Source organism: Thauera sp. SDU_THAU2, from assembly GCF_038260575.1.
Taxonomy (GTDB): domain Bacteria; phylum Pseudomonadota; class Gammaproteobacteria; order Burkholderiales; family Rhodocyclaceae; genus Thauera.
On record NZ_JBBWUN010000003.1, the window covers coordinates 1,403,523 to 1,423,073 of the forward strand.

Genomic DNA, 19,551 nt, shown 5'->3' on the forward strand with positions numbered 1-19,551 from the left:
AGCCGGGCCGCCCGGAAGCCATCAGTAGCGGATGCGCGCGGTCAGCATGAAGTTGCGGCCTTCTTCCGGGTAGCTGTGCTTCAGCTCGTAGTTCTTGTCGAACAGATTGCGTGCGGTCAGCGACACGTCGAGATCGGACGTCACCTGGTAGCCGACCCTGAGGTTCGCCAGCGTATAGGAGCCCGTCCTCACGTCCGGGTTGCCGCTCATGATGTTGGGCGACCAGCGGCTGCTTGCCGACTCGATGTAGGGCATCACGCTGAGCTTGGCCGTCGGCGTCCACTTGGCATACACCATGCCGGCATGGCGCGGAATCTCGTTGCGGGTCAGCGTGCTGCTGCTTGCCGTCTGCGCCAGGTCGATGTCGCTGTGGGTGTAGGTGTAGTTGCCACCGACTTCCAGGGTCGGGTTGATGAAGCCGTTGAGCGACAGTTCGACGCCCTTGAAGGTGCCCTTGCCGACGTTCTGGTTCTGCGAGTAGAAGCGGCCCGAGCCTGCCGGAAATTCGACGTCCACGCCTTGCATCAGGTCGTCGATCTTGTTGTGGAAGAAGGCGATCTCGCCAAACCAGTTGTCGCCGATCTTGTCGGACAGTGCCAGTTCGAAGTTCATCGCCTTCTCCGGCTTCAGGCCGGGGTTCGAGGTGGCGCCGCCGAAGCGAGAGCTGAAGCGGTGGAACATCGTCGGCATGCTGACTCGGCGCGAGGCCGAGAAATTCAGCTTGCCGGTGTCGCTGTAGCGGTAGACCACCGCGCCCTGGTAGTTCCAGGCCGACTTGTCCTTGGTGTCGTACTCGAAGAACTCCGGGTTCTGGCCCTTGCTGAATTGCTCCACCTTCTTGGTATCGCGGGTGTCGTAGCTGATACCGGCGATCAGGTCGAGCCGGGAGGTGGCGTGGAAGGTGTTTTCCAGACCGAAGGACCAGGTTTCCTCCTCGGCGTCCTGCTTGGGCTCGACGAAGAAGGGCGAGTATTCCTTGTTCCAGCCGGTGTGCTTGTCGTTGCGGTAATGCACCGCGGCCTTCAGCGTGTTGCGGGCGAAGTAGGTCGTGCCGGCTTCCAGCGAGATGCCGTACGAGGTGTCATCGTAGGTGCTGAGCGTATCGAAGTTGTGCATCATCAGTTCGTTGTCGAACTGGTTGTAATACGCCTTGGTCTTCAGGTAGGTGGTGTCGGACAGCTGGGTGTGCGACAACCAGTACAGGCTCCAGACGTCCCACTTCGGCCAGTCCCAGTCGCGGTCGCGGTTGCCCGGGCGGGTGCTCAGGATCGCGGTCTTCTCGCCTTCCTGCTTGACGAAGTTGATCGAGTATTCGTCGGTGGCATTGGGGGTGTAGCCCAGCTTCAGGTTCAAGCGCTTGTCGTCCGAGTCGGAACGGTTGCGGTTGCCGCCGTTTTCCATGCTGGTCGACTTGTAGTCGCGCGACATGCGCCAATGGTCGATGTCGCGCTGCTCGAAGCTGGCCTGCCAGTACCAGTCCTGCTGTTTGCCGCCGACGTTGGCGTAGTAGGTCATGCCGCCGCGCTGGCCGCCTTCGCCCATCAGCATCGACACCCGGCCTTCGGCTTCGAAGGACTTCACCGGCTTGCGCGTCACCAGGTTGATCGCACCGCCCATGCCGCCCGGCCCGTTCAGCACCGAGACATAGCCTTTCGAGACCTGGATCTCGGACAGATCCGGCGTCAGGAAGCGGCTGATGTCGATGCGGTTGTCGTAGGGCAGGTAGAGCCGGATGCCGTCCATCATCAGCGGCACGCGCCAGGCGTCGTAGCCGCGGATGCGGAAGTTGCCTTCGTTGCGCGAGCCGCTGCCCGGCGAGGTGCTGACGCCCGGCAGCAGGTCGAGGGCGCCGAGCAGGTCCTCGCGGCCGAACTCGTCCATCTGCTCGCGGCCGATGGTGCTGGTACCGACCGCCTGGCTGGCGTCATCGGCGCGCCCGGTGACGGTGATCTGGCCCAGCGTGAACACGCTCTCGTCCTGCGCGGCCTGCACGGCGCTGGGAACGGCCAGTGGGAAACACATCGCGATCGAACAGCACAACAGCTTTTTTCTCATGACCCGGACTCTCCCCTGATGAATCGAAATATTCAACCGTATATAACGATTGGCAAAAAAATGGCGCTCATGGCGGCGCTTCGTACCGGGCCGCGGGCAGGTTAACGATCCACGGCCGATACCGGCTGCATGAAAGCGGCTGGCTGCCGGCTTTCGCAACATTCTGTCAAGAATTGAAATATACGCTTGTATATAACGAATTCAAAGCCAGCCCGCTTGGGGGCCGCAGGCGAGGAGGCACTTGCAGTGCGGGCGATTCGATGTCGTCGGTGGTGAGCGCCATTGCGCTGATCCCCAGCCGGCCTAGGTCTTGCGCGACAGCCCCTGCATCGCGCGCGCCAGGCCATCCAGCGTCAACGGGTACATGCGCTCGCCCATGATCTGGCGCACGATGCCGATCGACTGGCGGTATTCCCACAGGCGCTCCGGCTCCGGGTTGAGCCAGGCGGCGGCGGGGTAGGCGTCGAGCAGGCGGCGCAGCCAGGTGGCGCCGGCTTCGCTGTTCATGTGCTCGATCGAGCCGTGCGGGTGCAGGATCTCGTAGGGGCTCATGGTGGCGTCGCCGACGAAGATCAGCTTGTAGTCCGGGCCGTACTTGTGGATGAGGTCGAGCAGCTGGGTGCGCTCGCTGAAGCGGCGGCGGTTGTCGCGCCACACGCCTTCATACACGCAGTTGTGGAAGTAGAAGTACTCGAGGTGCTTGAATTCCAGCCGGCAGGCGGAGAAGAGTTCCTCGCAGACCTTGACGTGGTCGTCCATCGAGCCGCCGACGTCGAGGAAGAGCAGCACCTTGACCGCGTTGTGGCGCTCGGGGCGCATCAGCAGGTCGAGCCAGCCGGCGTTGCGCGCGGTGGCGGCGATGGTGCCGCCGAGGTCGAGCTCTTCGGCCGCGCCTTCGCGGGCGAAGCGGCGCAGCCGGCGCAGCGCGACCTTGATGTTGCGCGTGCCCAGTTCGACCGAGTCGTCGAGGTTGCGGAATTCACGCTTGTCCCACACCTTGACCGCGGTGCGGTTGCCGGCGGATTCGCCGCCGACGCGGATGCCTTCGGGGTGGGTGCCGCTGTTGCCGAAGGGCGAGCTGCCGCCGGTGCCGACCCACTTGCTGCCGCCCTGGTGGCGGCCTTTCTGTTCGGCCAGGCGCTTGCGGAACTCGTCCATCAGCTTGTCCCAGCCGAGCTTTTCGAGCCGGGCGCGCTCTGCGGGCGTCAGGTGCTTCTTCGCCATCGCGCGCAGCCATTCCTCGGGCAGCTCGGCTTCCAGGCCGGGAATTTCGCTGACGCCCTTGAAGTAGGCGCCGAAAGCCTGGTCGAAGCGGTCGTAGAGCGATTCGTCCTTGATCAGGCAGGCGCGCGAGAAGACGTAGAAATCGTCGATCGAGGGGCCGCAGACGTGGTCGCGCAGGCCTTCGAGCAGGGTCAGGAACTCGCGCGTGGAGACGGGCAGCTTGTGTGCCTTCAGGTGCAGGAAGAAGTCGATCAGCATCGTCGCGTCCTGTTCACTGCTGGATGTCCATCGCCCACAGCAAGGCCTGGATGTGGCAGCGGGAGGCCTGCCTGGGCGTGATGCCGCAGCGTTCGGCGACGGCCTGGAGCCCTTCGTTGTCGGCGTTGCCGTGCTCGCAGGCGATCGCGAGCTCGAGCAGCGGGTGCAGCGGCCCTTGACCGTCGCGCAGCGCCGCCTCCACTTCGGGCGCCAGCGCCAGCGGCGCCAAGGCTTTCTCCAGCGGCACCTGCATGATCACGTCGGCGAGCGACAGCAGGCCGACCAGGAAGAGCGATTCGCGCTGTGCCACCGGCTGGTTCTCGGCCAGCAGCTCCATCATGCGCGCGCGCACCAGCGCGGTTTCGAGCGCGGCGGCGGCGCGGCCCTGGCTGCCGTCGGTGCTGCAGGCGAGCAGCACCAGCCAGCGATACAGGCGGTCGTGGCCGAGCATCACCAGGGTGTGCTCGATCGAGGAGATGGGTTCGACGTGGGGGCCGGCCACCGAATTGACGTAGCGCAGCAGGCGCAGCGACAGGGCGCCGTCCTGCTTGAGCATCGCGGCGATCTCGCGGGTGTCGCCGTCCAGGCGCAGGCGGCCGATCAGCGCGGCGATGCGTGCGGTGTTCGGCCCGAGTTCGTGCTCGCTCCAGTCTTCGCGGCTGGTGATGAACGGCCCCTGGAACAGGTTCGCGCCCAGCTTGAAGGCAAAGCGGAAATCCTCCAGCGAAGGCAGGTCGCGGACCAGCAGGCGTGCCTGTGGCGCGGCGTCGGCGAGCATCTGGCCGAGCTGCAGGCCGCGGCGTGCGTCCAGGGTGGGCGCGCGCAGCACGATCACGTCCGCCTGCGGCAGCAGCGGCACGAACTCGCTGAAGATCATCGGGTCGGGCAGGCCGAAGCGGAAACCCGCCTGGTGCAGTTGCGCCATCGCGCTGCCCAGCGTGTCGACTGCGGGACCGCCGGCTTCGGCGTGGGGCATCGGGATGAGGACGATGTTCCGTGCCGGCAGCTCGGCCAGGCAGGGGTGGGACAGGAAGGAGTCGGGTAGCTCGATGAAGGCCAGGCGGTGGCCCAGCAGCCGGCCGATGTCGGCAGTGACGAGGTTGCGTACCAGCACCTCGGCGTAGAGGTGGTGTATCCGCCGGCTGCTGTGGCGGATGCGGTTGCGCGTGCCTTCGTGCAGCATGAACTGGTAGCCGGCGATGCGCTGGTCGCGCCCCAGTACCGCTTCGCGGCACAGGTAGGTCACGGTGGCGGTGCCGTCCTCGCCGTGGGCGTCGCCGCCGGCCGCTTCGCGCAGCGGCGCGTTGCGGTTGAGCTGCTCGAAGTCCTGCCGCGCGGCCGCCGGCGCGGTGCTCCGGGCGGCGGTGGGACGGCGTCCGAACAGCCAGTCGAGGAGGGCCTTGAACATGCGATGTCAGCGGTTGTTGCGCGCCATCATCACCAGGCGCTCGAACAGGTGCATGTCCTGCTCGTTCTTCAGCAGCGCGCCATGCAGCGGCGGCACCACGGTCTTGCCGTCCTGGCTGCGCAGGGCTTCGGGCGGGATGTCCTCGGCAACGAGCAGCTTGAGCCAGTCGATCAGCTCGGAGGTCGAGGGCTTCTTCTTCAGCCCGGGAATGTCGCGCAGGCCGAAGAAGACTTCCAGCGCCTCGCTCAGCAACTGCTTGCGGAGGGCGGGGAAATGCACATCGACGATGCGCTGCATCGTGTCGCGGTCGGGGAAGCGGATGTAGTGGAAGAAGCAGCGGCGCAGGAAGGCGTCGGGCAGTTCCTTCTCGTTGTTCGAGGTGATGAAGACGATGGGGCGGTTGCGCGCACGCACCGTCTGCCGCGTTTCGTACACATGAAACTCCATGCGATCGAGCTCGCGCAGCAGATCGTTGGGGAATTCGATGTCGGCCTTGTCGATCTCGTCGATCAGCACCACGGTCTGCTGCTCGGCCTCGAAGGCCTGCCACAGCACGCCCTTGACGATGTAGTTGGCGATGTCCTTGACGCGGTCGTCGCCCAACTGCGAGTCGCGCAGGCGCGACACCGCATCGTATTCGTACAAGCCCTGCTGGGCCTTGGTGGTGGATTTGATGTGCCACTGCAGCAGCGGCAGCCCGAGCGCGGCGGCGACTTCCTCTGCCAGCATGGTCTTGCCGGTGCCGGGCTCGCCCTTGATCAGCAGCGGCCGTTGCAGGCGGATGGCGGCGTTGACCGCCAGCATCAGGTCGGGCGTGGCGACGTAATCGCGGGTACCTTCGAAGCGCAACGTGGACATGCGGGATTCCTCTGATTATTCCCTGGCGATTATAAGACTAGCGTTACGAAAAACCGGCGGCGCGTCCGCAGCCCCGGGGTGTGTTTCTCCCCCGGGCCGCATTCCAGTCCTGCAGGCACCATGCAGGATTGGATGGGGACGACCGGAAACGGCTTGTGCAGCACCCCGACGGAGGGCTCGACATGCGGAGACGATATCTGGTTTGCGGCCTGGCGTTCGCGCTCGGTGCCGTGCCTGCAGCGGCGGTCGAAGGCGATGCAGAGGCGGCCAAGGGCAAGATCTCCATGTGCATCGGCTGTCATGGCATCGACGGCTACCGCACCGCTTTCCCCACGGTATATCCGGTCCCCAAACTGGGCGGCCAGCATCCGGAATACATCATGGCCGCATTGCAGGTGTACAAGTCGGGTGATCGCAGCCACCCCACGATGCAGAGCATTGCCGGCGGCCTGTCCGAGCAGGACATGGCCGACCTCGCCGCCTACTACGGCGCGATGCCTGCCGAATCCGCCGCCGCGCCGGCGCAGGTGAGCGGCAGCCCGCAACGCGGCAAGGAAAAGGCGGAGGTCTGCGCCGCCTGTCACGGCCCCGACGGCAACAGCCCGTTGCCGACCTTCCCGCGCATCGGCGGGCAGCATCCCGAGTATCTGCTGCAGGCGCTGCTCGACTACAAGGCGGGCCGGCGCAAGGACCCGATCATGGCCGTGCAGGTCGAAGCCCTGTCGAAGCAGGACATGGCCGATCTCGCCGCCTGGTTCGGCGCCCAGCAGGGGCTATATACGAAGCGCTGACGGCGCTGCCTGCCGGTGCTAGCATGCCGGCTCCATGCGTATCGAAGACCTTCGCGCCAGCCTGCGGGAGCTGGGCGCCAAACCCTGCCACGAAGACCGCCTGATGCGGGCCTGGCTGCAAGGCCAGCCGCTCGACGGCGGCCCGTGTCCGCCCGAACACTTCCTGCCGCTGGCCGTGCGCCAGGCCTTGCCGGACATCGCCGCCAGGCTCGCAAGCCTGGCGCACCTGCGTCCACAGCATCCGGGCGAGGACGGCTCCTCGCGCCTGCTGGTCGAACTGGCCGACGGCCAGACCGTGGAAAGCGTGCTGCTGCCGCGCGACGGGCTGTGCGTGTCCACCCAGGTCGGCTGTGCGGTGGGCTGTGTGTTCTGCATGACCGGCAAGGACGGCCTGCTGCGCCAGCTCGGCAGCGCCGAGATCGTCGCCCAGGTGGCGCTGGCACGCAGCCTGCGCCGGGTGCACAAAGTGGTGTTCATGGGCATGGGCGAGCCGGCCCACAACCTCGACAACGTCGTCGAGGCGATCGAGGCCCTGGGCACCGACGGCGCGATCCCGCACAAGAACCTGGTGTTCTCCACCGTCGGCGATCCGCGCATGTTCGAGCGCCTGCCGCAGATGCGGGTCAAGCCCGCGCTGGCACTGTCGCTGCACACCACCCGCGCCGAGCTGCGGACCAGCCTGCTGCCGCGCGCGCCGCGCATGACGCCGGAAGAACTGGTCGAGCGTGGCGAAGCCTATGCACGCGCCACCGGTTACCCGATCCAGTACCAATGGACGCTGATCGACGGCATCAATGACGGCGCCGAGGAACTCGAAGGCATCGTCCGCCTGCTGCAAGGCAAGTACGCGGTGATGAACATGATCCCGTTCAATGCCGTGGAAGGCCTGAATTTCCGGCGGCCGAGCTGGGAAAAGGCCGCCGGGATCGCCCGCTGGCTGCACCAGCACCGCATCCTGACCAAGCTGCGGCGCTCCGCCGGGCAGGACGTGGATGCCGGCTGCGGACAACTGCGGGCGCGCGAGATCAGGATCGGCTTCGCTGCACGCGAGCAGCGGATAAGCAAGCTGAGGGTCGAAGCATGACCCGGCTGAACGTCCACCTGCCGCTGCCCGCGGGCTTCCGCACGGTGGATGTGCTCGCGTTTCACCGCCGCGACCCGCAGCAGATCGCCGAGCGCATCCTGGACGAAGGGCCGGAACTCGGGCTCGACAAGGCCTTCGTCTGGGCCGGGCGTCCGGCCTGCATGGCCTTCCGCTTCGAGGGCGAGGTCACGGAAGGCGGGGCGCTCCGGAGCGGCCATGTGCGGGTCGAGTGCCTCATCGACGACGCATCCGGCACGACGGGCGGAGCCATGGGGGAGGGCGATCCGGATCAGGCAGCATTCGAAGACCTGGTGCGCCACATGCTCGGCCTCGACCAGCCGATCGAGGCTTTCGAGCATGCCCACGCCGGCCATCCGGAACTGGGGCCGCTGATCCGGCGCAATGCCGGCCTGCGCATTCCACAGGTGGCGACGCCCTTCGAAGCGCTCAGTTGGGCCATCCTCGGCCAGCAGATCAGCCTGGTCGCCGCGGTCGCGCTGCGCCGCAGACTGATCCAGGCAGCGGACCGACGCCATTCCTCGGGGCTGATCTGCTACCCGGACGCGGCTAGCCTGCTGCAGCTCGATGCCGCCACGCTGCGCGCCGCAGGCTGCTCGCAGACCAAGGCCGATGCGCTGCTCGGCCTCGCCCGCGCAGAGCTGGAACAGCGGCTGCCGCTTGACGAATGGCTGCGGACCCTGCCGGTCGAGGACATCCGCGCCGGCCTGCTCACGATCCGCGGCATCGGCCCCTGGACGATCAACTACGCCTTGCTGCGCGGCTTCGGCTGGCTCGACGCTTCGCTGCACGGCGACGTCGCGGTCCGCCGTGGCCTGCGGCGGCTGCTCGGCCGGGAGGATGCGGTCGGCGAGGCGGAAACGCGGCAATGGCTGGAGGCATTCTCACCGTGGCGTGCGCTGGTTGCGGCGCATCTGTGGACGGCGGCGGCGGGGGGCTGAACCGGTCTCGGTCTTGATCCCCACGTATCGGCGGCGAACGGGAGTGCCTGCGGCAGCCGCTCCCTGTAAGATCGTTGCGACGCAACCCACGGAAAGACGATCATGGTTCCATTGAACGACCTGCTGTTGTTCGGCGGTGCAGCCTTGCTGATGGTTCTGACGCCGGGACCCAATATGATCTACCTTGTCTCTCGCTCCATCTGTCAGGGCAAGCGGGCCGGGGTGTTGTCACTGTTCGGCGTCATTGCCGGTTTCCTGGTGCACATGTTTGCTGCCGCCATCGGCGTGACGGCCCTCTTCGTGGCTGTTCCGTTCGCATACGAAGCGCTCAAATGGGCAGGGGCGGCATATCTTCTTTATCTCGCCTGGCAAGCTGTCAGGCCGGGCGCACGCTCGCCGTTCGAGGCTCGTGATCTTCCGCTGGATCCGCCGAGAAAGCTGTTTCTGATGGGATTCATCACCAATCTCCTGAATCCGAAGATCGCCGTCTTCTATCTTTCGATCTTCCCTCAGTTCGTTTCGCCGGAGCACGGCTCGGTATTGGCGCAGAGTGTCCAACTGGGGCTCACCCAGATCGTCATCAGCTTCACCGTCAATCTGTGCATCGCGCTGTCCGCTGCCAGGCTGGCCTTATGGTTCGCCCGCAGCCCTCGCTGGCTGGCTGCTCAACGATACGTCATGGGGACGGTGCTTGCGGGACTGGCTGTCCGGCTGGCAACCGAACAGCGCAAAGCAGCCTAGCTCTGCATCGAGTTCATATACGCACGGCCACGATCGCCATGAAATCATGTGCCGTCCCATCCCGATGAAAACCATCGGCCTGCTCGGTGGCATGAGCTGGGAATCCACCGTTCCCTACTACCGCCAGATCAACGAGGCCGTGAAGGCCCGACTGGGCGGGCTGCACTCGGCGAAGATCGTGCTGTATAGCGTCGACTTCGCCGAGGTCGAGCGCCTGCAGCACGGCGGCGACTGGGACTCGGCCGCTGCCGTGCTTGCCGATGCCGCACAGGCACTGGAGCGCGCCGGCGCGGATTTCATCGTGTTATGTACCAACACCATGCACAAGGTCGCCCCCGCCATCGAGGCCGCGGTGAGGATTCCGCTGCTGCACATTGCCGACCCGACGGCAGCGGCGATCCGCAAGGCCGGCCTGTCCCGCATCGGCCTGCTCGGCACTCGCTTCACGATGGAGCAGGCCTTTTATCGCGGCCGCCTGGAGGAGCGCCATGGCATCGAAGTGCTCATTCCCGCGCAGGATGACGTCGACGTCGTGCATCGCGTGATCTACGAGGAGCTTTGCCTTGGCCGTATCGAAGACGCTTCGCGGAAGGCGTACCAGGGCGTGATGGAACGCCTCGTCGAACGCGGTGCACAAGGCATCATCCTGGGATGTACCGAGATCTCGCTGCTGGTGGGAGCACAGGACGCGACGGTTCCGCTGTTCGACACCACGGCGATCCATGCGGGTGCGGCGGCGGAAAAGGCCCTGGATGAGGAAGGCCTGGTGTCCTGATTGCCCGCCGCGCTGCGCAGGTGATCGAACTCAGTGGCTGGCAAACACAGCCGTCTTGCCCTCGGCATCGAAGCTCACCACATCATAACGGTCGGCCGGGTAGGGGCCTTCCATGCCGGGCGAGCCCAGCGGCATGCCCGGTGCCGAGATGCCGGTGATGGCGGGTTTTTCGCTCAGCATGCGCTTGACGTCGGCGGCCGGCACGTGGCCTTCGACGACGTAGTTGCCGACCTTGGCGGTGTGGCAGGAGCCCAGCGCGCGCGGCACGCCAGCCTGGTGCTTGATCTGGTCCATCTCCTGCGAGATGACTTCCTTCACCTTGAAGCCGTGTTCGCGCATGTGCTCGGCCCACTTGCCGCAACAGCCGCAGTACGGGTCCTTGAACATCGTGACTTCGTCGTCGGCTGCGGCAGCGATGCCGGTGGCGCCCAGGCCGAGTACGGCGGCGCCGATCAGGGCGATCAGGGAGGAACGGACGGGGTTCATGTTGCAACTCCTGTGTGAGAGGGGGAGACGCCGCCCGCCGCGGTGGCGCGCGGCAGCGTGAGGGTGAAACGGGTCCGGCCGTCGGCCGAGGCGGCGCGGATGTCACCGCCGTGGGCGAGCACGATGGAGCGGGTGATCGCCAGCCCGAGGCCGGCGCCTTCGCCCTTGCGGGTATGTTCGCTATTGGCGCGGTGGAAGCGGTCGAAAATGCGCTCCAACTGGTCGGGCGGGATGGTTTCGCCGGGGTTGGAGACGGACAGCGTGACCATGCCATCGGGGGCTTCGTTCGTGTCGCCGATGTCGGTAGCGATGTCGATGGCGATGCTGCTGCCGGCCGGCGTGTGACGCAGCGCATTCGACAGCAGGTTGGACAGTGCGCGCCGCAGCATCAGCCTGTCGCCGGTGACACGCGCCTGGCCGGCCAGCGTGATGTTCACGCCGCGGTCTTCGGCCAGCGCTTCGTAGAACTCGATCAGTGCGCGCGCCTCGTCGTCGAGCTGCACGGTCTCGACCGGGCGCGGCAGGCGGCCGTTCTCGGCCTGGGCGAGGAACAGCATGTCGCCGACCATGCGGGCGATGCGCTCGAACTCTTCCAGGTTCGAGGCCAGCACTTCGCGGTAGGCCTCGCTGCTGCGCGTGCGCGACAGCGCCACTTCGGTCTGCGTCATCAGGTTGGAGATCGGCGTGCGCAGTTCGTGGGCGATGTCGGCGGAGAAGTCCGACAGCCGGGTGAAGGAGGCTTCGAGCCGTGCCAGCATGCCGTTGAAGGCGTCGACGAAGTCGCGCACTTCGGCCGGCGCGCCGGCTTCGTCCAGCCGCAGCGACAGGCCGTCGGCCGACAGCCGGCGGGCGGTGCCCGTCACCCGCCGCAGCGGCGCCAGGCCGCGGTGGGCGGCCAGCCAGCCGAGCAGCGCGGCGACCAGTGCCGCGGCCGAGATGCCGAGCCACAATCCGCGTCGTACGTCGTCGAGGAAGTGCGCATGGTGGGAGATGTCCAGCGCCACCGCGACGCGCAGCGGTTCGCCGCCGGTGTCGGCCGGTGCCAGCTCGATCTCGCGGCCGATGAATTCCCGTCCGGCTTCGTGCCAGGTTTCGCCGCGCGCGTTCAGCGAGGCGCCTGCGCGTTGTGCGTCGGTGAAGGCCCGAGGCTGGATCGCGTGCAGCACGCTGCCGTCGGCCGCCCGCAGCAGCAGGCCGACGGTGTCCTGGCCGGCGAAGGCGGCATCGAGGTGTTGTTCCGGCTCGGTGCCGGCTTCGCGGATCAGGTTGCCGACGAGAGTCAGCTTGGCCGCCAGTTCGTGGGCGTCGAGTTCGTCGAAATGGTGTTCGACCGCGCGCCCGAGCAGGATGCCGACCACGATCAGCAGGCCGGCGGTGAGCAGCGCGAACAGCAGGGCGAGGCGGGCGGTCAGCGACAGCGGCATCGTTCAGCGCTCCGCCGGGGTGCCCGCATCGCCGGCCTCGCCCGCGTCGCCCGCGTCACAGAAGTAGCCCATGCCGCGCACGGTGCGGATCAGCTTCGGTTCGAAGGCGTCGTCCACTTTGGCGCGCAGGCGGCGTACCGCGACTTCGACGACGTTGGTGTCGCTGTCGAAGTTCATGTCCCACACCTGCGAGGCGATCAGCGAGCGCGGCAGCACCTCGCCGCGGCGGCGCAGCAGCAGTTCGAGCAGGGCGAATTCCTTGGCGGTCAGCTCGATGCGCTGGCCGGCGCGCTGGGCGCGGCGGCGCAGCAGGTCGAGTTCGAGATCGGCGGCGCGCAGCACTTCGGGCTCCTTGCCGCGGCTGCGGCGCAGCAGGGTGCGCACGCGGGCGAGCAGTTCGGAAAAGGCGAAGGGCTTGACCAGGTAGTCGTCGGCGCCGAGCTCGAGGCCGCGCACGCGGTCTTCGACGCTGTCGCGCGCGGTCAGGAACAGCACCGGCATCTCGCGCCCACCGCTGCGCAGCGTCTGCAGCACGCCCCAGCCGTCCAGCCCCGGCAGCATGACGTCGAGCACGATCAGGTCGTAGTCGCCGCTGAGCGCCAGGTGCAGGCCATCCGGCCCGTTGCGTGCGAGGTCGACGACGAAGCCTGCTTCGGCCAAACCTTGGCGCAGGTAGTCGCCGGTCTTGGGTTCGTCTTCGACGATCAGGATCTTCATCGGGTCAGGGTGGAGCCGGGCTTGCCGTGTTGCTGGAACTGAAGCGCATTGTGCCCTGTGCGGCGCCGCGCGGGCCGCAGATTACAGAGATGTAATCCTGGCGTCAGTTTGTCGACGGGGGCGGCGGGGCACCATCGGCTCATCCCCAATCCAACGGAGAGAGACATGGACAAGGCGCTTCGCATCCCTTCGCTTCGAATTTCCCTGCTGGCCTCGGCGCTGATCCTGGCCGCGCCCGCCGTCGCGCTGGCCCAGAGCGGGCACGACCACCACGGCAGCCACGGCGCGGCAGCCGCCGAGCAGGCAGACGACCATTCCGAAGGCACGGTGCGCAAGGTGGATGCCTCCGGCGGCAGGATCACGATTGCCCACGGCCCTCTGCCGCGGCTGGACATGCAGTCGATGACGATGGTGTTCGGTGTCACCGATGCCGCAATGCTCGAAGGCCTGAAGGCGGGCGATCGCGTGCGCTTCATCGCCGACAAGGTCGACGGCAAGCTCGTCGTGATCGAGCTGGAGCCCTTGCGCTGAGGTTTCGCCATGTCCGGGTTCGACTTCATCCAGATGCTCGAGCTGCAGCACTGTCCGCTCCCTTGCGGCCTGGACTCTCGCGGCCCGGCTGCCCGCGCTCAACATGTTCGGAGCCTGCAATGAACCGGCCTCGCAAGCCTGCGTTTACCCGTGTCCTGGCCGGCCTGCGTGCCGGCGCCACAGCCTGCCTGGCCGTGACGGTGCTTGTGCTGCCGGGGGCGGCGCTGAGTGCAGACACTGGCGCGGGAAACGAAGCTGGCCTGGGTGCGGAGCCGCGCGGGCTCATCGACTATGCGCGTGAGCACAGCCCGGCCTATGCGGCCGACCGCGCCGAAGTCGAGGCAGCGCAGGCGCGCATCGGGGCGGCCGCGGCCTTGCCCGATCCGCGCTTCGAACTCGAACTGATGGACTTCACCAACACCATGAACGGCCGTTCGGCTTCGCTGCTGCCGGAGCGCGTCGGTGAGACGCGTTACCGCGTGGTGCAGCCGCTGCCGGCCTGGGGCAAGCGCGAGCTGGACGTGAAGGCGGCCGAGGCGAGAGCACGGCAGGCCGGTGCGGCGCGCGATGCCGGCTGGAGCGAGCGCGTGGCCGCGATCGAGGCGGCCTGGCTGCGTTATTACGCAGCCGACCGCGAACTCGGGCTGGCGCGTCATGCCCTGGCGCTGATGCAGGAACTGGAAACCCTGGCGTTGGCGCGCTACCGCCTCGGCCTGCTGCCGCAGCAGGCGGTGCTGCGCGCGCAGCGCGAGATCACCGAGCAGCGCTTGCTGCTGCTGGCGCGCGAACGTGCCCGCAGTGGCGCGGTAGCGGCGCTGAACGGCCTGCTGTCGCGCCGGCCCGACGCGCCGCTGGTCGCGCCGGTCGAACCTGGCCCCTTGCCCGATCTGCGCGACGCTGCCGACCGCTTCGAGCGTGCGCGCAGCCTCAATCCGGCTGTGATGGCCGCAGCGGAAGGCGTCGGCCTCGCCCATGCCGAGCGGGATCGTACCCGTCGCGACCGCCTGCCGGACTTCGGCATCGGCCTGACCCACAACCGGCCGGACGAAGGGCGTTCGTCCTGGGATCTGATGTTCGAGGTGACGATTCCCTTGCAGCAGGGCAGCCGGCGTGCCCGCGAATACGAAGCCGAACGTTTGCTCGCCGCCGCCGAGGCGCGGCGTGACGCGGCAGCCGACGAAGCCGCCGGCCGGCTGGGCGCGGCCTGGGCGTCCTATACCGGCGGACGGGACGGTTTGCGCCTGCTGCGTGACAGCTTGGTGCCGCAGGCTGCCGCCACCCGCGACGCGGCGCGCAGCGCGCTGGCCGGCGGGCAGGTGGACTTCGACAGCGTGCTCGAGGCCGAGCGGCAGTTGATCGCCGTGCGCGAGCAGGTGCTGCAGGCCGAAGTCGAAGCCCGCCTGGCGCTGAGCGAAATCGAGAGATTGTCGGGAGAGATCAAGTGAACAGGACGGGATGGCTTGCCGCGCTGGTGGTGCTCGGCGCGCTGGCGGCGGGCGGCGGCTACTGGGCGGGGAGCCGGCAGGTCGTGCATGAGGGTGCCGGGCATACGAACCACGATAGTGGGGCGGCAGGAACGCAGGTGGACGGCCAGGGGCGCCAGATCCTGTACTACCGCAACCCGATGGGCCTGCCTGACACCTCGCCGGTGCCCAAGAAGGATTCGATGGGCATGGACTACATCCCGGTCTATGCGGGCGAGGAGCCGGGCGACGAAGGCGTGGTGAAAGTCAGCCCGGCGCGGGTGCAGACGCTGGGGGTGAAGACCGCGATGGTCGAGCGGCGGCCGCTGTCGCAGCCGGTGCGTGCGAGCGGCCGTATCGAAGTCGATGAGCGCGCCCAGGCGGTCGTCGCGCCACGCTTCGACGGCTGGATCGAGCGCCTGCACGTCAGGGCGACCGGCGACGTGGTGCGCCGCGGCCAGCCGCTGTTTTCCACCTACAGCCCAGAATTGCAGTCGGCGGGCGAGGAACTGCGCATCGCCGAGCGCCTGCAGCGTGAAAGCGCCGCCGATCCGCAGGCGGCCGAAGCTGCCGCGCGCCTGGCCGAAGCGACGCGCTCACGCCTGCGCAACCTGCAGGTGGCCGGTCAGGCAGGGGTGCGCCAGACCCTGCATGCGCCGATCAACGGCATCGTGCTCGAGAAGACTGCAGTCGAAGGCGCGCGCTTCGCCGCCGGCGAGGCGCTGTTCCGCATCGCGGATCTGTCCAAGGTGTGGGTGATCGCCGACGTGTTCGAGCGCGATCTTGCGCAACTGCGGGTCGGCCAGCCGGCGCAGCTCGTGCTCGACGCCTTTCCCGACCGCAGCTTCGAGGCGCGGGTCGCCTATCTGTACCCGACGCTGGATGCGGCCACGCGCAGCACGCAGGTGCGGCTGGAGCTGGACAACCCCGACGGCGCGCTGCGGCCCGGCATGTTCGCCCGCGTCGAAGTCTCGACCGGCAGCGATGCGCCGCGTGTCGCGGTGCCGGCATCGGCGATCATCGACGACGGCGACCGCCAGGTGGTGCTGGTCGCGCTCGGCGAAGGGCGCTTCGCGCCGCGGCCGGTGCGCCTGGGTATGCGCGGCAGCGATTTCGCCGAAGTGCTCGACGGCGTGGAAGACGGCGAACGGGTCGTGGTCTCCGCCAGTTTCCTGATCGATTCCGAGAGCCAGTTGCGCGCGGCGCTGTCGAATCTCGCCGATGCTGAGGAAGGCGAGGCCGGCTCACCGCCTGCCTACGACACCGAAGGCAGCTTCGAGGATTTCGACGCCGAGACCGGCAGCGTCATGCTGAGCCACGAAGCGATTCCGGCGCTGAAATGGCCGTCGATGACGATGGAGTTCGGCCTCGAATCACCCGATCTCGTGCATGGCCTGGTATCGGGCACGCCGATCCGCTTCCGTTTCGAGGAGCGCGGGCCGGGCGAGTATGTCGTCACCCGCATCGAGCCGGTCGGCGCCTCGCCGGCGCAGGGTGCGGCGGAGCATCGCCATGACTGATTCGGCACGGGATTCCGCCGGTAGCCGTCTGGAAGTCGGTGGCGGTACGGAAGGAGGCCGCCGAGCGGAGGAAGAACTCCACCGGGCGGAAGGCGGTCTGCTGGGCCGCCTGATCGAGGCCTCGGCGCGCAACGTCTTCCTGGTGCTGTTGGCGACGCTGTTCCTGATCGGCGGCGGATTGTACGCGATCAAGCACACGCCGCTCGATGCCTTGCCCGACCTGTCCGACGTGCAGGTCATCGTTTATACCGACTTCCCCGGCCAGGCGCCGCAGGTGGTGGAAGACCAGGTCACCTATCCGCTGACGACTTCGCTGCTGGCAGTGCCGCGCGCGCGGGTGGTGCGCGGCTTCTCGATGTTCGGCGCGTCCTACGTCTATGTGATCTTCGAGGACGGCACCGACATCTACTGGGCGCGCTCGCGGGTGCTGGAATACCTGAGCACCGCGGCGGCGCGGCTGCCGCAGGGCGTGGCGCCGCAGATCGGGCCGGATGCGACCGGCGTGGGCTGGGTCTATCAGTACGCCGTCACCGGCAAGGACATGTCGCTGGCCGACACGCGCAGCCTGCAGGACTGGTATCTGCGCTACCAATTGACCCAGGCCGAGGGCGTGGCCGAGGTGGCGAGCGTCGGCGGCTTCGTGCGCGAATACCAGGTCACGGTCGATCCTTTCCGGCTGGCGGGCTACGGCATCGCCCTCGACGACGTCACGCGCGCGATCCGCGAATCGAACCGCGACGTCGGCGGCCGTATCATCGAACTGGCCGAGAAGGAATACATGGTGCGCGGCCGCGGCTACCTGCGCGGCATCGAGGACATCGGCGGCATCGTGCTGAAGACCGGGAACGGCACGCCGGTGCGCATCGCCGACGTCGGCCGCGTCGAGCAGGTGCCGGCCGAACGGCGCGGCCTGGCGGAGCTGAACGGCGAAGGCGAAGTGGCATCCGGCATCGTCATGGCGCGCTTCGGCGAGAATGCGCTGGACGTGATCGACGCGGTCAAGGCCAAGATCACCGAAATCCAGGCCGGCCTGCCGGAAGGCGCGGAAATCGTGCCGGTCTACGACCGCTCGACCCTGATCGGGCGCGCGATCGACACCCTGAGCTGGACGCTGTTCGAAGAAAGCCTGATCGTCGCCGCAGTCTGCATCGTCTTCCTGCTGCATGTGCGCAGCGCGCTGGTGGCGATCGTGACCCTGCCGCTGGGCATCCTGGTGGCCTTCATCGGCATGAAGGCGCTCGGCATCGGCTCCAACATCATGAGCCTGGGCGGCATCGCGATCGCCATCGGCGCAATGGTCGATGCCTCCATCGTCATGATCGAGAATGCCCACAAGCGGCTGGAAATGCTGGGCGCGGACGCCAGCGAAGCACAACGCCGGGCGACGCTGATCGGCGCCTGCCGCGAAGTGGGCCCGGCGCTGTTCTTCTCGCTGCTGATCATCACCGTGTCCTTCCTGCCGGTGTTCACGCTCGAAGGCCAGGAGGGCCGGCTGTTCGCGCCGCTGGCGTGGACCAAGACGCTGGCGATGGCCGGCGCGGCGCTGCTGTCGGTGACGCTGGTGCCGGTGCTGATGCTGTTTTTCGTGCGCGGGCGCATCGTGCCGGAGGACCGCAACCCGATCAACCGCGTGCTGGTGGCGGCCTACCGGCCGCTGATCGCGCTGGTGATGCGCTTCAGGCTGACGACCCTGGTGCTGGCGCTGGTGGCGATGGGCGTGACGCTGATCCCCGCGCGCCAGATCGGCAGCGAGTTCATGCCGACGCTGAACGAAGGCGCGATCTTCTACATGCCGGCGGCGCTACCCGGCATGTCGGTGACCGAAGCCGGGCGGCTGCTCGCCACCACCAACCGCATCATCAAGACCTTCCCCGAAGTCGAATCGGTGTACGGCAAGGCCGGCCGCGCCAACACCGCGACCGACCCGGCGCCGCTGGAGATGTTCGAGACCGTCATCAACCTCAAGCCCGAATCCGAATGGCGCCCGGGCATGACGGTGGATGTGCTGATCGCCGAGATGGATGCGGCGCTGAAATTCCCCGGCCTGGCCAATTCATGGACGATGCCGATCAAGGCCCGCATCGACATGCTGTCGACCGGCATCCGCACGCCGGTGGGCGTCAAGGTGTTCGGCAAGGATCTGGAAACCCTGGAACGGGTGGCGAAGGATGTCGAAGCCGTGGTGCGCGCATTGCCCGGCACCAGCAGCGCCTACGCCGAACGCGTCGCCGGCGGCTACTACGTCGACATCGAACCGCGCCGCGACCAACTGGCGCGCCACGGCCTGACCATCGACCGCCTGCAGGAGGCGCTCGCCACCGCGCTCGGCGGCGAGCGGGTGACGACGACGGTGGAAGGGCTGGAGCGCTACGACGTCAGCGTGCGCTACCCGCGCGCGCTGCGCGAGGACCCTCAGCGCGTCGCCGCCAGCGTGCTGGTGCCGACGGCCAACGGCGCGGTGCCGCTCGGCCAGCTTGCCGACGTACGCATCGTCCGCGGCGCCGCGTCGGTGCGCACCGAAAACGCGATGCTGGCCGCCTACGTCTATGTGGACACCCGCGAGAGCGACCTCGGCGCCTTCGTCGCCCGCGCCCGCCAGGCGGTGGCCGAGCAGGTCCAGTTCCCGCCGGGCTACTACGCCACCTGGAGCGGCCAGTTCGAGAACATGGAGCGCGCCGGCGAACGGCTCGCCATCGTCGGCCCGGTGACGCTGGCGTTGATCTTCGTGCTGCTGTACCTCAACTTCCGCCGCCTGACCGAAACCCTGATCGTGATGCTGTCGGTGCCCTTCGCGCTGATCGGCGGTGTCTGGCTGATGTGGTGGCTGGACTATCAGATGAGCGTCGCGGTGGCGGTCGGCTTCATCGCCCTGGCCGGCGTCGCTGCTGAAACCGGCGTGATCATGCTGATCTATCTCGACCACGCATGGCAGCGCGTGTGCGCCACCTGCGCCTCCGAAGGCCGCCAACCCACCGCCGCCGAACTGCACGCCGCGGTGATGGAAGGCGCGGCAGGCCGCGTGCGGCCGAAGATGATGACGGTACTGACCATCGTCGTCGGCCTGCTGCCGGTGATGTGGGGCACCGGGGTGGGCAGCGAGGTCATGCGTCGGATCGCCGCGCCGATGGTGGGCGGCATGGTGTCATCGACGGTGCTGACGCTGGCGGTGATTCCGGTGTTGTTTGTGTTGGCGAAGCAGCGGGAGCTGCGGAAGGTGCGGAGCGTTGGAACTTGTTGATTGATTGCACGTGAGGGCA

Annotated in this window: 16 protein-coding genes; 9 read left to right on the top strand and 7 right to left on the bottom strand. The window is 67.6% G+C overall.

Annotated elements, in window-relative coordinates; genetic code table 11:
• Window positions 1-21 precede the first annotated feature (21 nt).
• From AAFL97_RS07830 to AAFL97_RS07845, 4 genes are all read right to left on the bottom strand, one after another.
• Window positions 22-2,055, bottom strand: a complete 2,034-nt coding sequence (locus AAFL97_RS07830) for a TonB-dependent receptor plug domain-containing protein (RefSeq protein WP_341644429.1) — start codon at window positions 2,053-2,055, stop codon at window positions 22-24.
• A gap of 303 nt (window positions 2,056-2,358) precedes the next feature.
• Complete coding sequence (locus AAFL97_RS07835) at window positions 2,359-3,537, bottom strand: vWA domain-containing protein (protein WP_341644430.1); 1,179 nt, start codon at window positions 3,535-3,537, stop codon at window positions 2,359-2,361.
• 13 nt (window positions 3,538-3,550) lie between these two features.
• Window positions 3,551-4,945 (bottom strand): EAL and HDOD domain-containing protein, encoded by a 1,395-nt coding sequence (locus AAFL97_RS07840; protein ID WP_341644431.1) that lies wholly within the window; start codon window positions 4,943-4,945, stop codon window positions 3,551-3,553.
• 6 nt (window positions 4,946-4,951) lie between these two features.
• Entirely contained in the window at window positions 4,952-5,803 is an 852-nt protein-coding gene (locus AAFL97_RS07845) for an AAA family ATPase (protein ID WP_263460957.1), read from the bottom strand.
• Between the two features lie 182 nt (window positions 5,804-5,985).
• On the opposite strand from AAFL97_RS07845, the gene AAFL97_RS07850 reads away from it, so the two are divergent.
• The 5 genes from AAFL97_RS07850 (at window position 5,986) to AAFL97_RS07870 (ending at window position 10,153) form a co-directional block, all read left to right on the top strand.
• Complete coding sequence (locus AAFL97_RS07850; RefSeq protein WP_341644432.1) at window positions 5,986-6,594, top strand: c-type cytochrome; 609 nt, start codon at window positions 5,986-5,988, stop codon at window positions 6,592-6,594.
• Window positions 6,595-6,628: 34 nt separating this feature from the next.
• Window positions 6,629-7,678 carry an RNA methyltransferase gene (locus AAFL97_RS07855; protein ID WP_341644433.1) on the top strand — a complete coding sequence of 350 codons (1,050 nt, stop codon included), beginning with the start codon at window positions 6,629-6,631 and terminating at the stop codon, window positions 7,676-7,678.
• A complete protein-coding gene (locus AAFL97_RS07860) occupies window positions 7,675-8,637 on the top strand; it encodes a DNA-3-methyladenine glycosylase 2 (RefSeq protein ID WP_341644434.1) in 963 nt (320 codons plus the stop codon). Before AAFL97_RS07855 ends, AAFL97_RS07860 begins: the two co-directional genes overlap by 4 nt.
• A 102-nt stretch (window positions 8,638-8,739) precedes the next feature.
• Entirely contained in the window at window positions 8,740-9,378 is a 639-nt protein-coding gene (locus AAFL97_RS07865) for a LysE family translocator (protein ID WP_341644435.1), read from the top strand.
• A gap of 64 nt (window positions 9,379-9,442) precedes the next feature.
• Complete coding sequence (locus tag AAFL97_RS07870) at window positions 9,443-10,153, top strand: aspartate/glutamate racemase family protein (protein WP_341644436.1); 711 nt, start codon at window positions 9,443-9,445, stop codon at window positions 10,151-10,153.
• 30 nt (window positions 10,154-10,183) lie between these two features.
• Here AAFL97_RS07870 and AAFL97_RS07875 read toward each other — a convergent pair whose 3' ends face one another.
• The 3 genes from AAFL97_RS07875 to AAFL97_RS07885 are packed head-to-tail and all read right to left on the bottom strand — an operon-like array spanning window position 10,184 to window position 12,780.
• Entirely contained in the window at window positions 10,184-10,639 is a 456-nt protein-coding gene (locus tag AAFL97_RS07875) for a DUF411 domain-containing protein (RefSeq protein WP_341644437.1), read from the bottom strand.
• On the bottom strand, window positions 10,636-12,063 hold the full coding sequence (locus AAFL97_RS07880) for a heavy metal sensor histidine kinase (RefSeq protein WP_341644438.1): 1,428 nt from the start codon (window positions 12,061-12,063) through the stop codon (window positions 10,636-10,638). The genes AAFL97_RS07875 and AAFL97_RS07880 overlap by 4 nt, the downstream gene beginning before the upstream one ends.
• A 3-nt stretch (window positions 12,064-12,066) precedes the next feature.
• Window positions 12,067-12,780: a heavy metal response regulator transcription factor gene (locus AAFL97_RS07885; RefSeq protein WP_341644439.1), complete on the bottom strand. Its 714-nt coding sequence runs from the start codon at window positions 12,778-12,780 to the stop codon at window positions 12,067-12,069.
• Between the two features lie 165 nt (window positions 12,781-12,945).
• Between AAFL97_RS07885 and AAFL97_RS07890 the strand changes: the two genes are divergently transcribed.
• The 4 genes from AAFL97_RS07890 to AAFL97_RS07905 all read left to right on the top strand — a co-directional run bounded on the left by AAFL97_RS07890 (window position 12,946) and on the right by AAFL97_RS07905 (window position 19,532).
• Window positions 12,946-13,311, top strand: coding sequence for a copper-binding protein (locus tag AAFL97_RS07890; protein ID WP_341644440.1), 366 nt, complete (start codon window positions 12,946-12,948; stop codon window positions 13,309-13,311).
• Between the two features lie 119 nt (window positions 13,312-13,430).
• A complete protein-coding gene (locus tag AAFL97_RS07895) occupies window positions 13,431-14,756 on the top strand; it encodes a TolC family protein (RefSeq protein WP_341644441.1) in 1,326 nt (441 codons plus the stop codon).
• Window positions 14,753-16,294 carry an efflux RND transporter periplasmic adaptor subunit gene (locus AAFL97_RS07900; RefSeq protein ID WP_341644442.1) on the top strand — a complete coding sequence of 514 codons (1,542 nt, stop codon included), beginning with the start codon at window positions 14,753-14,755 and terminating at the stop codon, window positions 16,292-16,294. Before AAFL97_RS07895 ends, AAFL97_RS07900 begins: the two co-directional genes overlap by 4 nt.
• A complete protein-coding gene (locus tag AAFL97_RS07905) occupies window positions 16,287-19,532 on the top strand; it encodes an efflux RND transporter permease subunit (protein ID WP_341644443.1) in 3,246 nt (1,081 codons plus the stop codon). Before AAFL97_RS07900 ends, AAFL97_RS07905 begins: the two co-directional genes overlap by 8 nt.
• The last annotated feature ends 19 nt before the right edge of the window (window positions 19,533-19,551 follow it).